General features: G+C 55.2%; 14 protein-coding genes. 9 read left to right on the top strand and 5 right to left on the bottom strand.

The window, feature by feature from the left end; all coding sequences use genetic code 11:
* Positions 1 to 44: 44 nt before the first annotated feature.
* Both BN3277_RS23675 and BN3277_RS23670 read left to right on the top strand, forming a co-directional pair.
* The gene (locus BN3277_RS23675) at positions 45 to 1,556 is read left to right on the top strand and encodes a xylose ABC transporter ATP-binding protein (RefSeq protein ID WP_059046903.1); all 1,512 of its coding nucleotides are present in this window, start codon (positions 45 to 47) and stop codon (positions 1,554 to 1,556) included.
* Between the two features lie 2 nt (positions 1,557 to 1,558).
* On the top strand, positions 1,559 to 2,752 hold the full coding sequence (locus tag BN3277_RS23670; RefSeq protein WP_187380116.1) for a sugar ABC transporter permease: 1,194 nt from the start codon (positions 1,559 to 1,561) through the stop codon (positions 2,750 to 2,752).
* Between the two features lie 91 nt (positions 2,753 to 2,843).
* On the opposite strand, the gene BN3277_RS23665 is transcribed toward BN3277_RS23670, so the two are convergent.
* Positions 2,844 to 3,953, bottom strand: coding sequence for a phosphodiester glycosidase family protein (locus tag BN3277_RS23665; protein ID WP_059046901.1), 1,110 nt, complete (start codon positions 3,951 to 3,953; stop codon positions 2,844 to 2,846).
* A gap of 176 nt (positions 3,954 to 4,129) precedes the next feature.
* On the opposite strand from BN3277_RS23665, the gene BN3277_RS23660 reads away from it, so the two are divergent.
* Positions 4,130 to 4,369 (top strand): hypothetical protein, encoded by a 240-nt coding sequence (locus BN3277_RS23660; protein WP_059046899.1) that lies wholly within the window; start codon positions 4,130 to 4,132, stop codon positions 4,367 to 4,369.
* Between the two features lie 1,012 nt (positions 4,370 to 5,381).
* On the opposite strand, the gene glgP is transcribed toward BN3277_RS23660, so the two are convergent.
* The 3 genes from glgP to BN3277_RS23645 form a co-directional block, all read right to left on the bottom strand.
* A complete protein-coding gene (glgP, locus tag BN3277_RS23655) occupies positions 5,382 to 6,998 on the bottom strand; it encodes an alpha-glucan family phosphorylase (protein ID WP_059046897.1) in 1,617 nt (538 codons plus the stop codon).
* A 398-nt stretch (positions 6,999 to 7,396) separates the two neighbouring features.
* On the bottom strand, positions 7,397 to 7,990 hold the full coding sequence (locus tag BN3277_RS23650) for an SLOG family protein (RefSeq protein ID WP_059046895.1): 594 nt from the start codon (positions 7,988 to 7,990) through the stop codon (positions 7,397 to 7,399).
* A gap of 558 nt (positions 7,991 to 8,548) precedes the next feature.
* Positions 8,549 to 9,052 carry a hypothetical protein gene (locus BN3277_RS23645; protein WP_059046893.1) on the bottom strand — a complete coding sequence of 168 codons (504 nt, stop codon included), beginning with the start codon at positions 9,050 to 9,052 and terminating at the stop codon, positions 8,549 to 8,551.
* A gap of 245 nt (positions 9,053 to 9,297) precedes the next feature.
* On the opposite strand from BN3277_RS23645, the gene BN3277_RS23640 reads away from it, so the two are divergent.
* Together BN3277_RS23640 and BN3277_RS23635 are read left to right on the top strand one after the other, a co-directional pair.
* Entirely contained in the window at positions 9,298 to 10,284 is a 987-nt protein-coding gene (locus tag BN3277_RS23640) for a Gfo/Idh/MocA family protein (RefSeq protein ID WP_059046891.1), read from the top strand.
* 24 nt (positions 10,285 to 10,308) lie between these two features.
* Entirely contained in the window at positions 10,309 to 11,481 is a 1,173-nt protein-coding gene (locus tag BN3277_RS23635) for a YecA family protein (protein WP_059046889.1), read from the top strand.
* A gap of 92 nt (positions 11,482 to 11,573) precedes the next feature.
* Here BN3277_RS23635 and BN3277_RS23630 read toward each other — a convergent pair whose 3' ends face one another.
* Positions 11,574 to 13,880 carry a helix-turn-helix domain-containing protein gene (locus BN3277_RS23630; RefSeq protein WP_059046887.1) on the bottom strand — a complete coding sequence of 769 codons (2,307 nt, stop codon included), beginning with the start codon at positions 13,878 to 13,880 and terminating at the stop codon, positions 11,574 to 11,576.
* Between the two features lie 341 nt (positions 13,881 to 14,221).
* On the opposite strand from BN3277_RS23630, the gene BN3277_RS23625 reads away from it, so the two are divergent.
* From BN3277_RS23625 to BN3277_RS23610, 4 genes are all read left to right on the top strand, one after another.
* Positions 14,222 to 15,184 (top strand): ABC transporter permease, encoded by a 963-nt coding sequence (locus BN3277_RS23625; RefSeq protein WP_089153386.1) that lies wholly within the window; start codon positions 14,222 to 14,224, stop codon positions 15,182 to 15,184.
* Positions 15,185 to 15,202: 18 nt separating this feature from the next.
* Positions 15,203 to 16,108: a carbohydrate ABC transporter permease gene (locus BN3277_RS23620; protein WP_059046885.1), complete on the top strand. Its 906-nt coding sequence runs from the start codon at positions 15,203 to 15,205 to the stop codon at positions 16,106 to 16,108.
* A 42-nt stretch (positions 16,109 to 16,150) separates the two neighbouring features.
* Positions 16,151 to 17,791: an extracellular solute-binding protein gene (locus tag BN3277_RS23615; RefSeq protein WP_059046883.1), complete on the top strand. Its 1,641-nt coding sequence runs from the start codon at positions 16,151 to 16,153 to the stop codon at positions 17,789 to 17,791.
* Positions 17,792 to 17,853: 62 nt separating this feature from the next.
* Positions 17,854 to 19,302, top strand: coding sequence for an alpha-L-fucosidase (locus BN3277_RS23610; RefSeq protein WP_059046881.1), 1,449 nt, complete (start codon positions 17,854 to 17,856; stop codon positions 19,300 to 19,302).
* Positions 19,303 to 19,535: the final 233 nt, after the last annotated feature.

Genomic DNA, 19,535 nt, shown 5'->3' with positions numbered 1-19,535 from the left:
GCGCTTTTCGCCGATCCTTAGGCTAAAGAAGGAGAGCTAAGCCTATGCATGTATTGGAAATGGTGAATATCAGCAAAGAGTTTCCGGGCGTAAAGGCCCTCGACCGCGTGAACTTCAAGGTGCGCAAAGGGGAAATCCACGCGCTCTGCGGCGAGAACGGGGCGGGTAAATCGACGTTGATGAAAGTGCTGAGCGGCTTGTACCCGGCCGGCACCTACAGCGGAGACATCGTCATCGGCGGCGAGAAGAAGCAGTTCCATAACATTACCGATGCGGAAAAGGCCGGCATCGCCATCATTCATCAGGAGCTGGCGCTGGTGAAGGAGATGACGGTGGGGGAGAACATTTTCCTCGGGGCGGAACCAACGAAACGCGGCGTGATCCAATGGGATGAGCTGTACCACAACGCGGCCCAGTGGCTGAAGCGAGTTGGCCTGCATATATCCCCGGACACGAAAATCGGCAGCCTTGGTATCGGCCAGCAGCAACTGGTGGAGATCGCCAAGGCGTTGTCCAAGCATACGCAGATTCTGATCCTGGATGAACCAACGGCCGCTTTGACGGAAAGTGAAGTGGCAATCCTCATGGGCATCCTGAATCAACTGCGCAGCGAGGGCGTGTCCTGCGTTTATATCTCGCACAAAATGCCGGAGGTGTTTGCTCTGGCCGATTCGATTACGGTGCTTCGTGACGGGCATACGGTGGCGACGCTGGACCGCAAGGAGACGGATGACGATCAGGTCGTGTCGCTGATGGTGGGCCGCGAGCTGACCGAACGGTACCCGCGGGTAGAACATCGCCCATCGGATACCGTGCTGGAGGTTCGGAACTATAACGTATGGCATCCGGAAAAGCGAAACCAGAAGGTCATCAAAGACGTTAACTTCCAGCTGCGCAAAGGCGAAATCCTCGGCATCGCCGGGTTGATGGGCGCCGGGCGAACCGAGCTGGTCAGCAGTCTGTTTGGCGCATACGGCGGGAAAGCGACAGGCGAGGTGCTGGTCGAAGGCAAACCGGTGCGCATCCGTTCGGTTTCCGACGCCATCCGTGCCGGGTTTGCCCTTGTCAGCGAGGATCGCAAGCGCCAAGGGTTGGTCATGGGAATGGACGTCAAGACGAATACGACGATGGCTACCCTGGCCAAAGTTTCGAAGCTGGGCGTGATCAACGACAACGAGGAAATTCGCTGGGGCTTGAAATATGTCCAGGATTTGAAGACAAAAACCGCTTCTTTGGAAACCCCGGTAGGCACGTTGTCCGGCGGGAACCAGCAGAAGGTGGTCGTTGGCAAATGGCTGATGTCCGACCCGAAAATCCTCATTATGGACGAACCAACCCGCGGCATTGACGTCGGGGCGAAATACGAGATTTATCATCTCATGAATCAGCTGGTTGACCAGGGCGTGGCTATCATCATGATCTCCTCGGAGCTTCCGGAGGTGCTCGGCATGAGCGACCGGATTTTGGTGATGAGCGAAGGCCGGTTCGTCCGGGAGTTCGACTGGCGCGATGCGACCCAAGAAAATATCATGCAAGCCGCTACGGGAGGGAAATAAACATGGAGCTTCAAAAGGAAATCGGAAAACAAACGGACGGCTCGGCCGTGAAGTCCACGCTGTGGGGCAGCTTGTTCGGCAAAATGGATGTACGGGCTTATACGATGGTGGGGGCGCTGGTGTTGATCTGGGTGCTGTTTGGCCTGCTGGACCCGACCTTTTTGACGGCGCGGAACCTGTCCAACCTCTTTACCCAAATGTCCGTGACTTCGATCCTGGCGATCGGAATGGTGCTGGTTATCGTTGCGGGGCACATCGACCTGTCGGTGGGTTCGATCGTGGGTTTGACCGGGGGACTGGCCGCGATTTTCAGTAACTGGCTGGAGCTGCCGGCAATCGTCGTCATTATCGGTACACTGGTAGCCGGTGCGGTACTGGGCTTGCTGCAGGGCTGGCTGGTGGCTTATAAAATGATCCCCGCCTTTATCGTGACGCTGGGGGGCATGCTCGTCTTCCGCGGCACGCTGATGGGTGTGACCGAATCGATGACGATTCCGGTCTCCGATAAGGTGCTGGCGCTGCTGGGTAACGCATACTTTGCCCAAGGGTTCGGCATCATCCTCGGCGTAGTGGCCATCGGCCTGATTGTGTGGAGTACGCTGCGCAAGCGCCGTTCCCGGCAGAAATACGGCTTCGAAGTGGCGCCGTTTGCCGTGGACGTAATCAAGATGGCTGCGCTGTCCCTGCTGGTCGTCGCTTTTGTGTTCGTTATGAATGCCTACAAGGGCATTCCGTTCCCGATCATTTTCGTGATCGCGTTGGCCGCCTTTTTCTTCTTCTTGCCCACGAAGACGCCCTTTGGCCGGCATATTTACGCGATCGGCGGCACCCGGGAAGCGGCCCGCCTGTCCGGCATCAACATCCGCCGCAAGACGATGATCGTCTTCCTGCTAAGCGGCTTGCTCGCTTCGATCGCTTCGATCGTCCTGACGTCGCGCCTGGCCTCGGCGACGATCACCGCCGGGAACATGGCGGAAATGGACGCCATCGCGGCCTGCGTCATCGGCGGGACGTCGCTGATGGGCGGTGCAGGAACGGTGCTTGGCGCTTTGATCGGCGCGTTGGTGATGACTTCGCTTGATAACGGGATGTCGCTGATGGGGCTGGAGTCGTTCTGGCAATACGTGGTGAAGGGCTCGATTCTTGTCTTTGCCGTTTGGCTGGACATTTCGAATCGGCGTAAAGGGTTGAGATAAGAGGTTTTATGGAAAAAACGGCACTTCCTTTGGAGCTGGGTCCCTCCCTGTTGGGGGATGGGGAGCTCCTTGGAAGTGCCGTTTTGCTTTGTTATTGGTAGGTAACGATCAGCGCGTTGCTGATTTTGCGGCCTGGCTGGGTCAGGTACTTGCCGTTGTAATAAAGGCCGCTGGAAGCGCCGCCGTCGAGGTTCATCGCTTGGTAGGCACCGGCTTGCTTCATGATTTCCGCCAGTTGGGGAATCGTTGCGCCGCCGGAGGTCAGCAGGATCAGCTTATGATCACGCGTAAGGCCTAAGGCGCTGCGGGCACCACCTCCGGTGAGGATTTTTGGATCCTTGAAGCCCTCCGCCTTGACGTCAACGGCGACTTTGCCATTAACCACGAGGCGCGGCCCGGCTTGGAGCGCTCCCTCCATCGTGCCTGCAGCAAAGACTTCGTTGAAGTCCGCACCGGGGATCAATCGTGCCAGCAGATTGGCGTCATAGGTGAAGATGGTGCGCTTGTCGCCGGAGTCTTTCAGCTTCAGCTCGCCGCCGTTGACGATGTAGCCATACGGGGCTTTATACGCGTCATTCGTATAAGCGTTGAAAAACGTGCCGTTGACGGCGACGATGGCTTTATGGCGCTTGGCGAGGCTGCTTAGCTCCTCGACTTTGCCAACCTTGTCCCCGGCGAGCGCTACCTTCAGGTGGACCTTGGGATCCATCAGCGAGATGGTGACCATCTGCACGGAGAAGGAGCGTCCGCCAACCTTAAACGTCTTGCGCGCGCTGACGATCGCTTTTGAGGCGCCGGCGCTGCTGGTTGCGCCGCGGTTCGCGTACGGCAGGGTCAAGGGAGCATCGCCTTGACCCAGGGTAATGGAGCCGGCGGTCTTGTCCCATTCCGCCGGCAACTGGAACGTGGCGCTGACGAACTGCAGCGGCACGTAGGTCGCGCCGGCTTCGGAGAACGGCGCCTCGTTGAGGGTGACCGCCTCGCCGTTGACCACGGCGTTGGCGGAGCCGATCTTGAGGATCGCGGACGTGGCTTCGCCCTGCGCGATCGTTAGCTGCTGCCGGGCCGCGTCCCACTGGATCTGGATGCCATCCAGTCCATTTAATGCCCGGCTGGGCACGAAGGCATGTCCGCTGGAGGCATCCAGCAGGACGACGTTTTTGGCCGGCGCCGCGGTGCTTGCGGCCTGTCCCTTATACACCTCTAGGTGTGTTTTAAAGACAGTTCCAAGCCCCCGCCGTCATCTAGGCCGTCGCGGGGGCGCCGGCCCAGCTGCTGCCGCCGGAGAGCAGGCAGACTAGGGCGAGCCCCAGAGGCAGCAGGCGTTTTGCCAGGCTGCGCAGGGGCGTTCGGGTAGTAGTGCTAGTGGTAGTGCTGATGTTACTGGTGGTGCTGGTGCTCATACTGCTGGTGCTCATGCTGGTGTTCATGCTGGCGCTGGTGCTCATACTGCTGGTGCTCATGCTGGTGCTGGCGCTGGTGCTGGCGCTGGTGCTGGCGCTGGTGCTGGTGCTCATACTAGTTTTGGTGCCTGTGCTAGTGCGAGTGATTCTACTTCGGTTCATCAAGATGGTTTCTCCTTTTATGTATGGTAGTAATCGTGGTTTCTTTATGTAATATCGGAATTGTATTCGAAATTTCATATATAAATTGGCGCGAGCGACGAAAAATCCGGAATGTATTCGGTTTTTCATATAGATTTGAGCCAAAACTCCCAAAAGTGTGCCGATATATATGAAATTTCATATACATTGCGATAAAACCGCCGAAAACGCATAAATGTATTCGGTTTTTCGCATACATTTGGTGCGGAGAGAGGAGGGAGGACCGCATCCATCCTGAAAAAGGAACGGTGCAAGGAAGAACCCCTCGCACCGCGCTGTTTGCTTCATCCACCATATTCACAGCTTCCACCAAAATAACATTTAACGTATCTACAACCTCCGCCACAATAGTTCCGCCACACTCCTATTCACCGCATCACACTTTTGCAACGCTCACATTCATTCGCCGCGTCTACAGCAATCGCCGTATCACGTTTAACGAAATTGTATTCGAAATTTCATATATAAATTGGCGCGAGCGACGAAAAATCCGGAATGTATTCGGTTTTTCATATAGATTTGGGCCAAAACTCTCGAAAGTGTGCCGATCTATATGAAATTTCATATACATTGCGACAAAACCGCCCAAAATCGCATAAATGTATTCGAATTTTCGAATACATTCGGCGCGGAGAGAGGAGGGGGTCCGCATCCACCCTTAAAAAGGAACGGTGCAAGGAAGAGCCCATCGCACCGCGTTGCTGCTTCATCCGCCACATCCACTGCCCCCGCCACACTAACATTCACCGCACCTACAAGCTCTCGACGCACTCACAAATTTACCGCAACTACACTTTCGCAACGCTCATATTCATCGTATCTACAGCAATCACCGCCACATTATTTTCACGGCATCCGCAGCAATCCAATCGCTACACTAACATTCACCGCACCTACAGTTCTCGACGCACTCACAAATTTACCGTAACTACACTTTCGCAACGCTCATACTCATCCTATTTACAGCAATCGCCGCCACATTCACTTTCACGGCAGCCGCTGCAATCCAATCGCCACATTCACATTCACCGCATATACAACTTCCGGTAATACTCCTCCAGCATGCGCTTGGTCGAAAACGCCTCGCGGGTGGTTTCGATGCTGCGCCGCATCATCTGTACCCAGCGGGGGCGATCCTCGTAGTAGGTCGGCACGACGCGGTGCAGCAGCGTGTCGTAGAGCGCTTCACCGTCGTGGCGGTCCAGTTCGCCCGGGTCGGCCGACTCGAAGCCGCTGCCGATCTGCCAGCCGTTCTCGCCGTCCAGGCAGGCCTCCGGCCACCAGCCGTCGAGCACCGAGCAATTCAGCACGCCGTTGACGGCGGCTTTCATCCCCGAGGTGCCGCTTGCTTCCAGCGGCCGGCGCGGGTTGTTTAGCCAGACGTCCGCGCCGCGGGTCAGCTTGGCGCCGATCGTCATGTCGTAGTTCTCCAAGAACACGACGCTGCGGGGGTACCGTCGCATCATCGCCACCAAGTTGCTGACGATCTGTTTGCCGGTTTCGTCGTTCGGATGGGCTTTACCCGAGAATACGAGCTGAATTCGGCCGGATTCGAGATACGGGCCAATCAGGTCCGGCCGGGAAAAGATCAGGTCGCTCCGCTTATACGGCGCGGCCCGGCGTGAGAACCCGATCAGCAGCCGACCCGGGTCCAACTCAGCTCCCGAGCGCTCGCGGATCAAACCGATTAGCTCGCGCTTTAACTCCATATGCACGGCCCATACATCGCCGTCCTCCTCATACGCGCGGAGCATCCGCGGATCGGCCCAGGTCGGCAGGTGGATCGCGTTGGTGATCCCGATGATCTCCGCGCGTCCGGCCACGTCCTTCCACATGTGGTTTGCGGTTTCCGCATGCAGCGCGGCCACGGCGTTAGCGCGGCGCGCGAGCCGCAGCCCGGCGACGGTCATGTTAAACGGGTTGCCGCCGATCCGCTCCATCTGGTCACGGCTTAACCCGTTATAAGCGGACATCGCCTCCAGGAGATCCAGCCCATGGGCTTCGTTGCCTTCCTTGACCGGCGTATGGGTCGTGAAGACGACCGACTCACGGGTATCCCGCCAGGCCGATTCGAAGGTGAGGCCGGTTTGCATCTTTTCGCGGATTAGTTCCGTGGCAGCCAAGGCGGCGTGCCCTTCATTGAAATGATAGACCTCGACGGGAATCCCTAACGCGCGAAGTGCCTTCACGCCCCCGATGCCAAGCACAATTTCCTGGGCAATGCGCTCCTCGCCAAAGCCGCCGCCATATAAGCGCGCGGTAATCCAGCCGTTGCCACTCTCCGGAAGGTCGGTATCTAGCAAATAGAGTGGATTGTTGCCAAATTGCTCAGTTTTCCAAACCTTGCAGGGGATTTCGGTGTTTTTGATCGTTACTGTAACGGTTACGCCGGTATCCTCGAGAAAATCGTAGTGGTGATCGCTAAACGTATCGTAAGGCCGTCCATCCTCGCCGATCCGCTGGTCCGTATAACCTTGCTTCCACTTGATGCCGATGCCGACAAGCGGAGCGCCGATATCTTTGGCTCCTTTGATGAAATCACCGGCCAGGATGCCAAGTCCTCCGGCGTACATTTTAAAATCGGAATGAAGACCGTACTCCATGCTGAAATAAGCAACGGTAGGGAGCTGCTGTTCGCTCATGGGAATACCTCCTTTGCTATGCAAGCCTCTTGCTGTGCTGAAAGCGATTTTCATGCTACTAGTGTAGTCCGAAGGCGGGTGGAAGGTGACAAAGGGAGCATTAGGTGTCGAAGTACGGGGGAAGGAACGGTGGAGGTCGTAAAAGTGTAAAAGTGTAAAAGTGTAAAGAGAGGTTGTAGGGTAGGAAGGGGGGGGATTGCGTTGTAGGGTGTGGGGAAGCGCAGCTGTGCGGAAGTCGCGTTGCAGGGAAGGGGAGCTGTGCGGAAGTCGCGTTGCAGGGAAGGGGAGCCGTGTAGAAGTCGCGTTGCAGAGAAGTAGGAAAGTAGACAAGTAGGATGTGGCGTTAAGATGATGCGAGTACGTGGAGATGTATGATGTGGACATGTACCGATGGAGGGTCAGGCCGGATCCGATTCCTCCGGACGGATGTCGCTGTCCAGATAAGCCCGCTCCTGTTCGTCGTTTGCGATCGCTTGAATTTCTTCGGAGCCGATGTTGATGTAGACGTAGCCGTCTTTGGCTTGCTTTTTTAGGGCCCGTTCTTTGAAAAATTTTGGGCTTGCCTCGCCCGCATCCTCGTCATAGACGAGCAGGATGCCGTCGGTCTTGCGGAACAACAGCTCGTCCCGTCCGGTGAACTGCCAGGGGCCGATGTAGGATTCCTTGCTGGCTGCTGCATAATGGTCGACTTGGCGAAGGATTTGTGTATAGTAGTCTTTTTTCTCGTCGCTCCATTTCTCCTCTTGATGGCTATAGGCGGTGATAATCGAGCATTTCAGCTGCGGGTAGCGCTGCTTCAAGTCGAACACGGCTTCGCATGCCCATAGGTCAACGCCATATTGGCCGGGAGTGATCACCCATTCCAGCCCTTCTTCCAGTAAGGGAATCAGGCGATTGGCGATGGCTTGGCGGATATAAGGGATGCCTTGGTGCTTCTGGTTGTAGATGCCGAGCTCATGGGCGCGGTAACCGGTGACGAGCAAATTTTTCAAGGGTAAAACTCCTTTGGTTCGGTTGGTGATGGCTGACAGAGGCCACGTAACGTATTATACCTTGCTTTCCCACCCCAGCAAAAACAAAAACACCGCTTCGCGCGGGAAGAATCCCGACGACTAGGCGGCATGGGGGGATGGTATAGGGCAGAGCTATCGTTATCGTCATGGCGCGGGATCGGACGAGTTCGAAGTCCTACCGCCCATGGCAGCGGTTACAAAAGCGGACTTATTGACCGTGAATCGAGAGAAGAGTAAATACCGTGTAGAACACCGCATAAAACGTGCCTAGTCCGATAATCCACAGAAACGCGTTACCTTTCAATTTCTCCGGTTGCCACATGAGGATTCGCTCCTTTACATTTCACTGGCCAATCAAATTGTGAACAATTTGTGTCTAACTTAATTATTGAACATTTTGTGTCAAAAATCAAACAATTTATTGAACAAATTCAAACTTTTTTTGGCATAATTAAAAAAACCATCCCCCAGAAGGGCATGGTCGTTTAGGTTTTGGGCTATTTAATTTGTTAAAACTGTTAAAGTGGGGCGCTTTGGTTACCCTTTTACCGGGGAAAAACCTTCCTCCGCCAAATATTCGCCGGCTTCCTCACGGGTTTCGAAGGCCATCTCCAAGCTCAGGCCGGAGTAGATATACCAAAGGTCATCTTCGTATTTAAGCGTCAGCTGCTCGCCTTTGGCATTGGTCCACACGCCTCCTGGCGATGCGCTGCGGGCAGGCGTCTCCGCGGTTACCGGACGCGAACCGGTCTCTCCGTCCTGACGGATGGACATAACGTTGATCGATTCTCTTACCAGACGGCGCAGCTCCGGCTCCGTCAGGTCCCGGATGTTGACAAACCCTTTATCATCGGTCTCGTAACCGTCCAGCAGCCCGGCGTAAACATAACCGTTCCCGTTCGGGTGCAGGTGGTAGACGACCGTTTTTTTATCATAAGCGCTGCCTTCATAGTGAAAATTAACCCGACCCAGCGATACGTTGCGTTGCTCCAGCTCGGGAAAGGACTGAAAAACTTCCAATTTCTGCTCAAACGTCAGCATGCTGCCCAACCTCTCAACTCGCGAATTTGCGGGCCAATGCAAGGCTTCGTCCCGCGCTTCCTGATTATAACATATCGGGAGGCAGGAACAGAGCGCGGAACGCGGGCCATTGATGCAGCCGTTTGGATCGAAAAGGTTGTACGGAGTGCAGCATTCCTGCCCGCTCCCATCCGCTCCGTTTCCTCATTCCCCGTAAATAGGTATAATTAATCTATGTAATCATCGCGACGAAGGAGGAAGGATCGATGGGAGAGGCGACAATCAAGTGGGGAATACTGGCGGCCGGCGGCATTGCTGAATCGTTTGCGGGGGACCTGGCTTACGCAAAGAACGGGGAAGCTTATGCGATCGGCTCGAGGAACCTGGAGAAGGCTAAGGCGTTCGCCGAGAAGTTTGGAATTTCGAAGGCGTATGGAAGCTATGAGGAGCTGGTCGCCGACCCGGAGGTGGACGCCGTTTATGTGGCGACGCCGCATCCTTACCATAAGGAGAACGTCCTGACCGCGCTGCGGGCGGGAAAAGCGGTTCTATGTGAAAAGCCGTTTACGGTCAACAGCACCGAGTTGGAGGAATTGGTCGCTTACGCGCGCGAACGCAAGCTGTTTCTGATGGAAGCGATGTGGACGCGGTTCCTGCCGGTCATTCGCCGCGTACGGGAATGGTTGGCGGCGGGACGGATTGGCGAGGTGCGGCTGGTGAAAGCCGACTTCGGTTTCCGCGTCGGCTGGGATCCGGCCGGGCGGCTGTTGAACCCCGAGCTCGGCGGCGGGGCGCTGCTGGATGCCGGGATTTATCCGATTTCGTTCGCATCGATGGTGTTGGGTCCGCATCCGCAGCACGTTCAAAGCACAGCCCATCTTGGAGAGACTGGGGTTGACGAACATTTTTCCGTGCTGTTAACCTACAATAATGGTGCTGTTGCCTCGCTGAATGGGGCCGTTCGGCTGGCGATCGGCAACGACGCCTATATCCATGGGACAAACGGCAAGATTTACGTTCCCGGGTTCCTGAACGCGACCACGGCTACATTGTACGTCGATGGGGAGGAACCGGAGACGGTCACCGATGACCGAACCTTTAAAGGATATGCTTATGAAGCGGAAGCGGTTGGCCGGGCACTGAGCGCCGGGTTAACCGAAAGCAGTGACATCCCGCTGGATGAATCGCTGGCCATTCTGCGTCTGATGGATCAGATCCGCGGGCAGTGGGGGCTGAAATATCCGTTTGAATGATATGAAGAAGGAGTAGTTTTTACAATGAATGATGAGACCAATCAACTGCTGGAGGAAAACAACATCAAACACGCCATCATCGGCGAGAAGATGCAACGTTTGGCGGATATCTTGCCAAGCCTAACCAAAACCAGGTTGGCTGCGTTAGCCTCCGTCTATAATATCTCCGGGCGCTCCAAGATGAAGAAGGAGGAGCTGGTTGCCGCCGTGCAGGACAGCATTGCGGATGCCGAGACGCTTCAAGCGGCCTTACTGAACAGCCGGCCCAAGGAATGGGAGCTGTTCAACTCGCTGCTGGACGGTTCCTATCAACCCAGCAACGCGACGCCTTTTGGCTACTACTATTACTTCCTGGATCGCGGCTTGCTGTTTACCTTTTTTGCCGACAATCGGCTGCATTTGGTGATTCCGGACGAAGTGCAAGCGACCTTCCAGAAGCTGGATCAACCGGCTTTCCGACAGGCGCTGCAAAGAAGCCAACTGCTTTACACTTACCTCATGGCGGCGGTGAATCTATACGGATTCATCGCCCCGGCGAAGCTGGTTGAGATCTTTAACGCCCAGAACAGCCAAGCGCCCGTCACCGAAGAGGAATTGCTGCAGCAGCTTGAAGGATTTCTCGTACGGACAGATCAGTATTTCGAGCTGCGGCAGGGAACCATCGCCTCGTTGGACATGGAAGATAAAGAATTTGACGCTCTTATGGAAAAGGTGCAAGGAAAACCTTACTATGTGCCGGACCAACAGGAGCTGTTCAAATATGCGGATCACGACTACTTCGAGATAACTCCGCAACTTGCGGCGCTGCGGGAGCATGTCACGAAGGATTTCCGGCTGGACCAAGAAAGCGCGGAATACCTGGTAGACGACATCCAGCTTGGCTGCTCGATGGAAGCCTCCCTGGAGGATCTGCTTTACGAGTTTGAGCGACGGGATCTGGACTTTACCTCCCAACAACAGGCGAAACAAACCGTCGCGCTGATCACTGATGTCTATGACCATACCCGCATGTGGTCCCATGCCGGACATACGTTGGACGAGCTGCGCCGGATGCAGGAGAGTCCCGGGACTCCAACGGCGGAGATCGCCTCCATTCGCGGGCATGTCGTGAAGCAGGCCCGTTCGACCAAGATTGGCCGCAACGAACCTTGCCCTTGCGGAAGCGGATTGAAATACAAGAAATGCTGCGGAAAATAAAACGAGGAATCCAAAAAAAGGCTGCCCAAGCACTTAAGCTTAGGCAGCCTTCTTCGCGTTCTTGGCGTCCTGCTTCTGCAGAACAACGGTCTTTACCCGACATCCGCCGAATTCGATAACGGTGGATCATTTGGCTCCGCCGGCGAATACAGCTTGCGGTATTGGCCTGGAGTCAGGCCGGTTTCCTTCTTGAACTTGCGAATGAAGTTAGGCGTGTCGAGATAACCGACCCGTTGGATGATATCCTTCAGCGGATCATTGGTGGACGTCAGATCGTTCATGACGGCCATCATTCGTTTTTGCCAGATGTATTGGACGAAGTTAATGCCCATCTGGTCTTTGAAGGAACGGCTGAAATAGGAAACCGAGATCGAATATTTGCAGGAGATCGCCTCCAGGCTTAACGCGTGGTCCATGTAGTTGCTGTCGATATAGGCGATGATCCGGTCCATCAGGGAATGCTCTTCCTTGCGTTCGTTTTGCAGGGCCAGCTCACAGATCCGCGAGGCGAGTCGAAGGAAATGGCGCTCCAGCTCCTGCAGAGAATTAAACGCATCGGACCCCGGGATATCGGGCGTCCAATCGCGAACCCCCAGCTCCATCCCCGTGCGCAAAATCGCGTTTAAGATGTCAAAGCTGATACAGCGCTTCATTTCGACGGTCAAATCCGGGTTCCGCAGCACATTCATCGCCTCGTCGATCGTTTGAGCGGCGACCTCGTAGCTGCCTTGCTTCAAGCTTTGGGACAACTTCAGCAGCTCGTTCTTCGGCACCCAGGACGTTTCGCCCGGCGCATGGGACAGCTTCTCAAAAAACGTGATGCTGCCGTGTCCGGCAAACATCCGCGATTCGAAGGCCGAGCAGGCTTCGATAAACGATTGATTCAATTGATCGGGATCGTTGTAATAAGTACCAACGCCGATCACAGGGTCGATGCGGTACCGCTCCAGGAGATCGTCATGGACGCGGTGGACGATTCGGCGGAACTGGTCAGGCCCCGACCAGGAGTCGACCTTATCGAAGCCAACGATCAGCGCGATCTGCCCCGGCTTAGGCAGCTCGACGCTATACAGGCTTGCACCGTATTCGGGAATCTCCGCCGCGGCCAGTCGCCCGATCATCGCTTGCCAATCATGGCTGTCCAGCCGGCTTTTGGCCGTCTCATCGCGGCCGATAACCATAGCGAAATAATGAGTTCGGGACAGGTTGATCTCAAGCGAGTTCAACAGTTGAGGCACGAGGGTGCGGGCGTTCCCGTATTTCAGCAGCATCAATAGAAAATGGTTGCGCGCATACGGCTCCTGTAAATCGGCACGCGAGCTGTATTCCTGCAATGCCGTGCGGATACGGTCCAGTTCGTTACCGGCCTTTCGCGGTACGGCAGCCGGCCCCGCGGATTTCGATTTCGAATCGGCGAACTCCACGAGATCGAGGATGGGATGGAACTGGCGCCGGGCCAAGATCAGAGCCGCTGCGGTTCCGACGATGACCAGCACCGTTAAGAGCAGGATCATCAAGCTGCGCAGGTGCAGCACGCTGCCGAGGAACTGCGAGCTTGGCATCAAGGTGACGTATTCCCATCCATTCGTGTCCGATTTAACCGAAACGACCGAATGCGAGACCCCGCCTAAATCTACGCTGTGGATGCCGGTTGTAAGCGTAACCAATTTTTGCAGGTCCGCGGCCGGGAGCGGTTGTTCTTGATTGTTCTTGGAGGCCATCACGCGGCCGGTGTTATCAAAAATATAGGAAGAGCCTTCATAGTTGCCCAGAATCGTATCGATGAGTCCGGTTAGTTCCGATTTCTGGATTAAGTACATTAACGTCCCATGCGGATTCGGGTTGTTTGGGGTGATCGGGACGAGATAAGCTAGCACGGACTGCTGCATCGTTCCATTTTGGTTCCGCATTTCGGTGGGTTGAATCACGGGAAATTTGACCGAGTTCAGGTCCTCGACCAGTTTGGGACCTTCCCAGTCCAGAAAATGATAATGTTCGTGAAACACGTCCAGGCTCGTCATTCCGGCGGTGGAATAAATCCTCTCATCCCCATGGAAGTACAGGAACATTTCTCCGATAATCGGGCTGGTCGCTTTGTAATTTTTGAGCGCATTGATCGCTTCCAGGCTGTAATACGGGTCGTGTACGCGGTAGCGGGCCAGCTGTACATCGTAAGCAACCCGTGAAGCGATGTCGCTTAATTGCTTCACATGGGTGTCGACGATCGTCTTGGCCTGAGACAGCTGATTCAAATGGGATTGTTCGATTTCGGAGCGGAGATTGCGGACCGCGCTGTTATAGATGAAGACCGATAACAATGCAAGTGGAACCAGCAGCATGAACAAGTAAGACCAGGTGTATTTTTGAAAAAGCTTGGACTTGAAATAATTCAGCTTCACTTTGCGTCTGCCCCCTGTCCGCTCTATTTTTTTATATAAAATGTAAAGGAGAATGCCGGATAACGCAAGGGAAGAAAGTATCGGGACTCCCGGAAGGAACATGTCATTTTTGCTTGCCGGGGCCTGTACACCGCGGGTTTAGCCTGTTGGCTCGGGACATTGTCGGTAAAAAAATACACATTCCCACTTCTGGTTCGGGACAAGTTTATGTTAACTTTAATGACATGAAAATCAAGTGATTTGTAAAATTTGCTTCGCCGTTTTGTTCGTGTGAAGCAAAATGACATATTTACGCGGGTTCGGGGCTCCGGTACACTTCAGAAAAAAAGGAGGAGTCGCCGATGCAGAAAAGCGCGCCAACCGTCATTGACACCAGGCCCGTGCCCCCGTTCGCTACGAAAATAAAACTCAGGAAAAAGATCCTCCGGAATTGGCAACTGTACATTTTTATCGCACCTGCACTATTAAGTATTCTGATTTTCAGTTACGTGCCGATGTACGGGATTCAGATCGCTTTTAAAAACTTTATTCCCGTAAACGGGATTCTGGGCAGTCCCTGGGTCGGCTTCGACCATTTCGTCCGCTTCTTTAATTCTTATTATTTCTGGGATCTGATGTGGAACACGCTGGGCATCAGTCTTTACGGCCTGGCCGTTGGGTTCCCGCTTCCGATTATCCTGGCTCTCGCTTTTAACGAGGTGAAGGACGGTTTTTTCAAACGTACGGTACAGACCGTAACTTATGCGCCGCATTTTATCTCGATGGTCGTCATGGCGGGGATGATTATTACGTTCCTGACGCCTTCAACGGGGATGATCGTCAATGTGATCGAAGCGTTTGGGTTTACGCCTCCCGATTTTCTGACCGATCCCCGCTGGTTTAAAACCGTGTACGTCTTCTCCGACGTGTGGCAGGGCACCGGCTGGGGGACGATTATTTATCTGGCCGCGTTGACCGGCGTAGATCCGGGATTGCACGAAGCGGCGATTCTCGATGGAGCCTCGCGGATGCAGCGGATTCGCTACATCAATATTCCGGCGATTTTGCCGACGATCACGATCCTGATGATTCTGAATATGGGCAGCCTGCTGGGCGTGGGATTTGAGAAAATCCTGCTGCTGCAAAACCCGCTGAACATGGAATCCTCCGACGTCATCTCAACCTTCGTCTACCGATCAGGCTTGCTGGATGCGCAGTACAGCTTCTCCACGGCGGTTGGCTTGTTCAACTCCGTTGTAAATGCGATCCTGCTCATCACCGTCAACCAGATCGTCCGACGCACCAGCGAAAACAGCCTATGGTAGGAGAAAGGAGTGTGAAACGTGGTATCGGCAATTAAAGAAACTCGAAAAGATCGCCTATTTCTCGCCTGTAACTATGTATTTCTATTTCTAGCGCTTCTGATCGTCGCTTATCCTATCCTGTATATCATCAGCGCCTCCGTCAGCACCCCGAAATACGTTGCTTCCGGAGAGATGTGGTTATGGCCGATGGGCCTCACTTTTGAAGGATATCAGCGCGTGTTCCGCGACCCGCAGATCTGGACCGGTTACGGGAACACGATTCTGTATACCGTGCTAGGCACGTTGGTCAATCTGGCGGTGACGATCCCGGCCGCTTACGCACTCAGCCGCAAAGACTTCGTGGGGCGGAACCTGTTCATGGGGATCTTTATGGTCACGATGTTCTTCAGCGGCGGTCTGGTCCCCACTTATTTGCTGATCAAGGACTTAGGTTTGGTCAACAGCATGTGGGCTTTGATTTTGCCGGGGGCCACCTCGGTTTGGAATCTCATCGTGTGCCGGACGTTCTTTCAATCGAACATTCCGAAGGAGCTGCAGGAGGCAGCGGAGATCGATGGTTGCAGCAATTTTAGGCTCTTTTTCCGGATCGTGTTGCCTTTGTCGACCCCCATTATTGCGGTCATGGCGTTGTTCTTTGGGGTAGGTCACTGGAACAGCTACTTCTCGGCCATGATCTATTTAAACGATCACGCGAAATATCCGCTGCAGCTCGTACTCCGGCAAATTCTCGTCCTGCAGGAGATGTCGGCGCAAACCGGCTCCATTGATGCCGCCACGGCGACGGCGCTAAACAACCGGGCGGAAGTTGCCGCCCTGGTCAAATACGCGGTGATTATCGTGGCCACGTTGCCCGTCATCGTTGTGTATCCTTTCCTGCAGCGTTATTTTGTGCAAGGTGTCATGATCGGTTCCGTCAAGGGATGATCTTGCCATACATCAAAACCTATTCAAAAGGAGGATTCATTCATGCAGAAGCTGAAAAGACGCGGAGCGTTAGCCTTGAGCTTGCTCCTGCTGGCCTCGTTGCTGGCAGCCTGCGGTTCGTCCGGCAATTCGGCGGGCGGCAATACGGCAGGCAATTCGGGGAGCGGGGCGAATTCGGGCACGAACGCTTCCAATTCTGAAAACACCGGAGGCGTAAAGAAAGATGGGTTTCCGATTGTTGATGAACCGCTCACGTTAACGATGTTCGCTCCCGACGCGGGGATGGCGGATTGGAACACGATGCCTGTCATTCAAGAGATGGAGAAGCTGTCAGGGATCAAAGTGGAGTTCCAAACGTCGCCCATCGATAGCTTCAGTACGAAGAAAAACCTGGTCTTCGCCAGCGGCGACCTGCCGGACATGCTGTACGCAGCAGACATTACCCCGGCGGAGCAAGTGACCTACGGCAGCCAAGGGATTCTGATTCCTCTGGAGGATCTGATCGACAACTACGCGCCGAACCTGAAGAAGATCCTTGATGAGAACCCGGACGTACGCAAGAACATCACGACGACGGACGGACATATCTATGCCCTGCCGTTTATCGATACCGCGGCGGTGTGGTACCGAGGCCCGATGTGGTATAACGGCAAGTTCCTGAAGGCGTTAAACGCGGAAGAGCCGAAGACAACCGAAGAGCTGTATACGTACCTGAAACGCGTGAAAGAAGAGGACCCGAACGGCAACGGTAAAGCGGACGAAATCCCGCTCTCGTCCGTCAAGCTGGACGATCTGCGGATGTTCTTCCTCGGGTTCTGGGGGATGTATGACACGGTCATCTACGCTGACAAGGACGGCAAGGTGCACTATTCGCCGCAAGAGGAAGGTTATAAGGGTTATCTGACTTTCATGAACCGCTTGTGGAAGGAAGAGCTGCTGGATCACGAGACATTCTCGCAAACCGACGACCAGAAGAAAGCGAAGGGTAAAAATAATCAAGTCGCCTTGTTCAGCGATTATCATCCATACTTCACACTGGGCGGGGAGCCAAACGCCGATCATCCGCTGATGACGCCGGTCGCCAGCGAAATCGCCGGTACGCCGGTGTACGGAAAACATCCGGGCATGTCGGCCAACGGGACGTTCGCGATTACGAAGAGCAACCCGAGTCCGGAAGCGACGATGCGCTGGATCGACTACCAATACAGCTATGAAGGGGCAACCTTGTGGACCCAAGGTCCGGAAGGACTGCTGTGGCAGTACAAGGATAAAGAAAACAAGGTCAAGGAATGGCTGCCGGTGCCTGGCGGCAAGGAACGTGAGGATTATCGCGGAACCATTACGCCAAACTACGGCATTTTGACGCCGGGTGTTAATCTTGCCGAAATGACGAACGGCCTGAAAACGGAGTTCGATGAATGGATCGAGCAACAAACGCAAACCAAGTTAGCTCCGATCGGCAAGCCGCCGTTCCCAAATGCCTTCCTCACAACGGAGGAGCAATCCGAGGTATCCGCTTTGCTGTCCGACCTGAAAACGTACGTAACGCAAATGGAAGCGAAGTTCGTAACCGGCCAAGAGCCGCTCGACAACTGGGACAAATACGTCAGCCAGCTGAAGAAAATGGGCAGCGATCGCGTTGCCGAAGTGTATCAAGCCGCCTATGATCGTTGGAACCAGTAAACCTGATATTCACATGTTGAACTGTTTATTTTACATTTTCGGACCGAGATAAGGAGGCATCCATGAGCGAGGAGAAAATCGCGAACCTGGAGCCATCGGCCGAGCCGCAGACCGAGGCGCCTTCCGAGGCGCCTTTTGCGGCTGAACCGGCGGTGGAGCAAGGCGTGCACAACTACAGCAGCGAACGAAATTGGGTGAAGCCGGAGGATCCGGTGATTCTGGAGCGCCTGGAATGGTTCCAGGATCAGAAGCTGGGCCTGATGATGCACTGGGGCCCATACTCCCAGCTCGGACTGGTGGAGTCCTGGGCGTTAAGCGACGAGGACGGGGATTGGTCCCGAAACGACATCGACTGGACGGAAGACATGGAACGGTTTAAACAGGAATATTTTGATTTGAACCGTACGTTTCATCCGATCCGTTTTCAACCTGAGTTATGGGCGAAGGCCGCGGCCGAGGGCGGGTTTAAGTATTTGACGTTTACGACCAAGCATCATGACGGATTCTGCATGTGGGATACCCATACAACCGACTACCGGATCACCGGACCGGATTGTCCGTTTCATACGCACCGTTATGCGGACATCTGCCGGGAGCTGTTTGATGCATTCCGCGCCGAAGGCTTGGCGATCTCTGCTTATTTCTCCAAGGCGGACTGGCATACGCCGTATTATTGGGCGCCGGGTATGGAGCGGGGGAGCCGCATGTGGCGCGGGCCCTCGTACGATCCGCAGCGGTACCCTTGGCTGTGGGAACGGTTTGTTCAATTTACCCATCAGCAAATTATGGAGCTGATGACGAAGTACGGCCGCATCGATATGCTGTGGCTGGATGCCGGGTGGGTGAATGCTCGCCGCAACCAGGATATCCGACTCGGCGAGGTGGTGGAGAAGGCGCGGCAGCTTCAGCCTTGGCTGCTGACCGCAGATCGGACGGTCGGCGGGCCGTACGAGAACCTGATCACGCCGGAGCAAACCGTGCCGGAGCGGCCGCTCACTGTCCCATGGGAGAGCTGTATCACGATGGGACATTCGTTCTCGTTCAGCTTCAACGACAGCTACAAATCCGTTCGCGAGCTGGTTCACCTGCTCGTTGAAATCGTTGCAAAGGGCGGCAATCTGGCGCTGAACGTGGGGCCGCAGCCGGACGGGCGACTGCCGAGATCGGCGCTCGAGCGGATGAAAGGGCTAGGCGAATGGCTGAAGGTGCACGGCGAAGCGATTTACGGCACGCGGATTTGCGAGCCGTACGCTTCCGAAAACGTGTTCTTCACCCGTAAGGGAGAGACGAGGTACGCGTTAGCATTGGTGCCAGAGGAGGCCGCCGAGGGGATAGCGGAGGAACTGCATCTGCCGCTTCCCGCCTCGGGCATCGGCCGAATCGACCTCGTTGGCGGTGCCGAGGGGCTGGACTTCCGCCCGACGCCGGAGGGCGGGGTGGCGGTGCGCTTGCCGGACGCCGTGCGGCAGGGGGAAGTGCCGCCGATCGCGATCGTGCTGCGCATCCGGTGATGGGCGGGGTGGCTTTTTGCCTCGCTGGACGCTGTGCGCTGTGCGCTGCGCGCGGGAGGAGGGAGCCGCCTTGGGGGATGTGCGTCGTAACGGACCTGAAAGACCTTATTGGCTGGAAAAGACGCCAATTTGGTTTTTAACGGACTGGAGAGCCGTTATCGGCACGGAATGGGCTGAATAGGTGCTCCAAACCGCCAAATAAGGTCAACTGGGTCCGTTAGATGCTGATCACC

This window comes from Paenibacillus rubinfantis, from assembly GCF_001486505.1.
Classification (GTDB): Bacteria; Bacillota; Bacilli; order Paenibacillales; family Paenibacillaceae; genus Fontibacillus; species Fontibacillus rubinfantis.
Note: the sequence above shows the minus strand (reverse complement) of the source record. Positions and strands in the feature narration are given on the sequence as shown.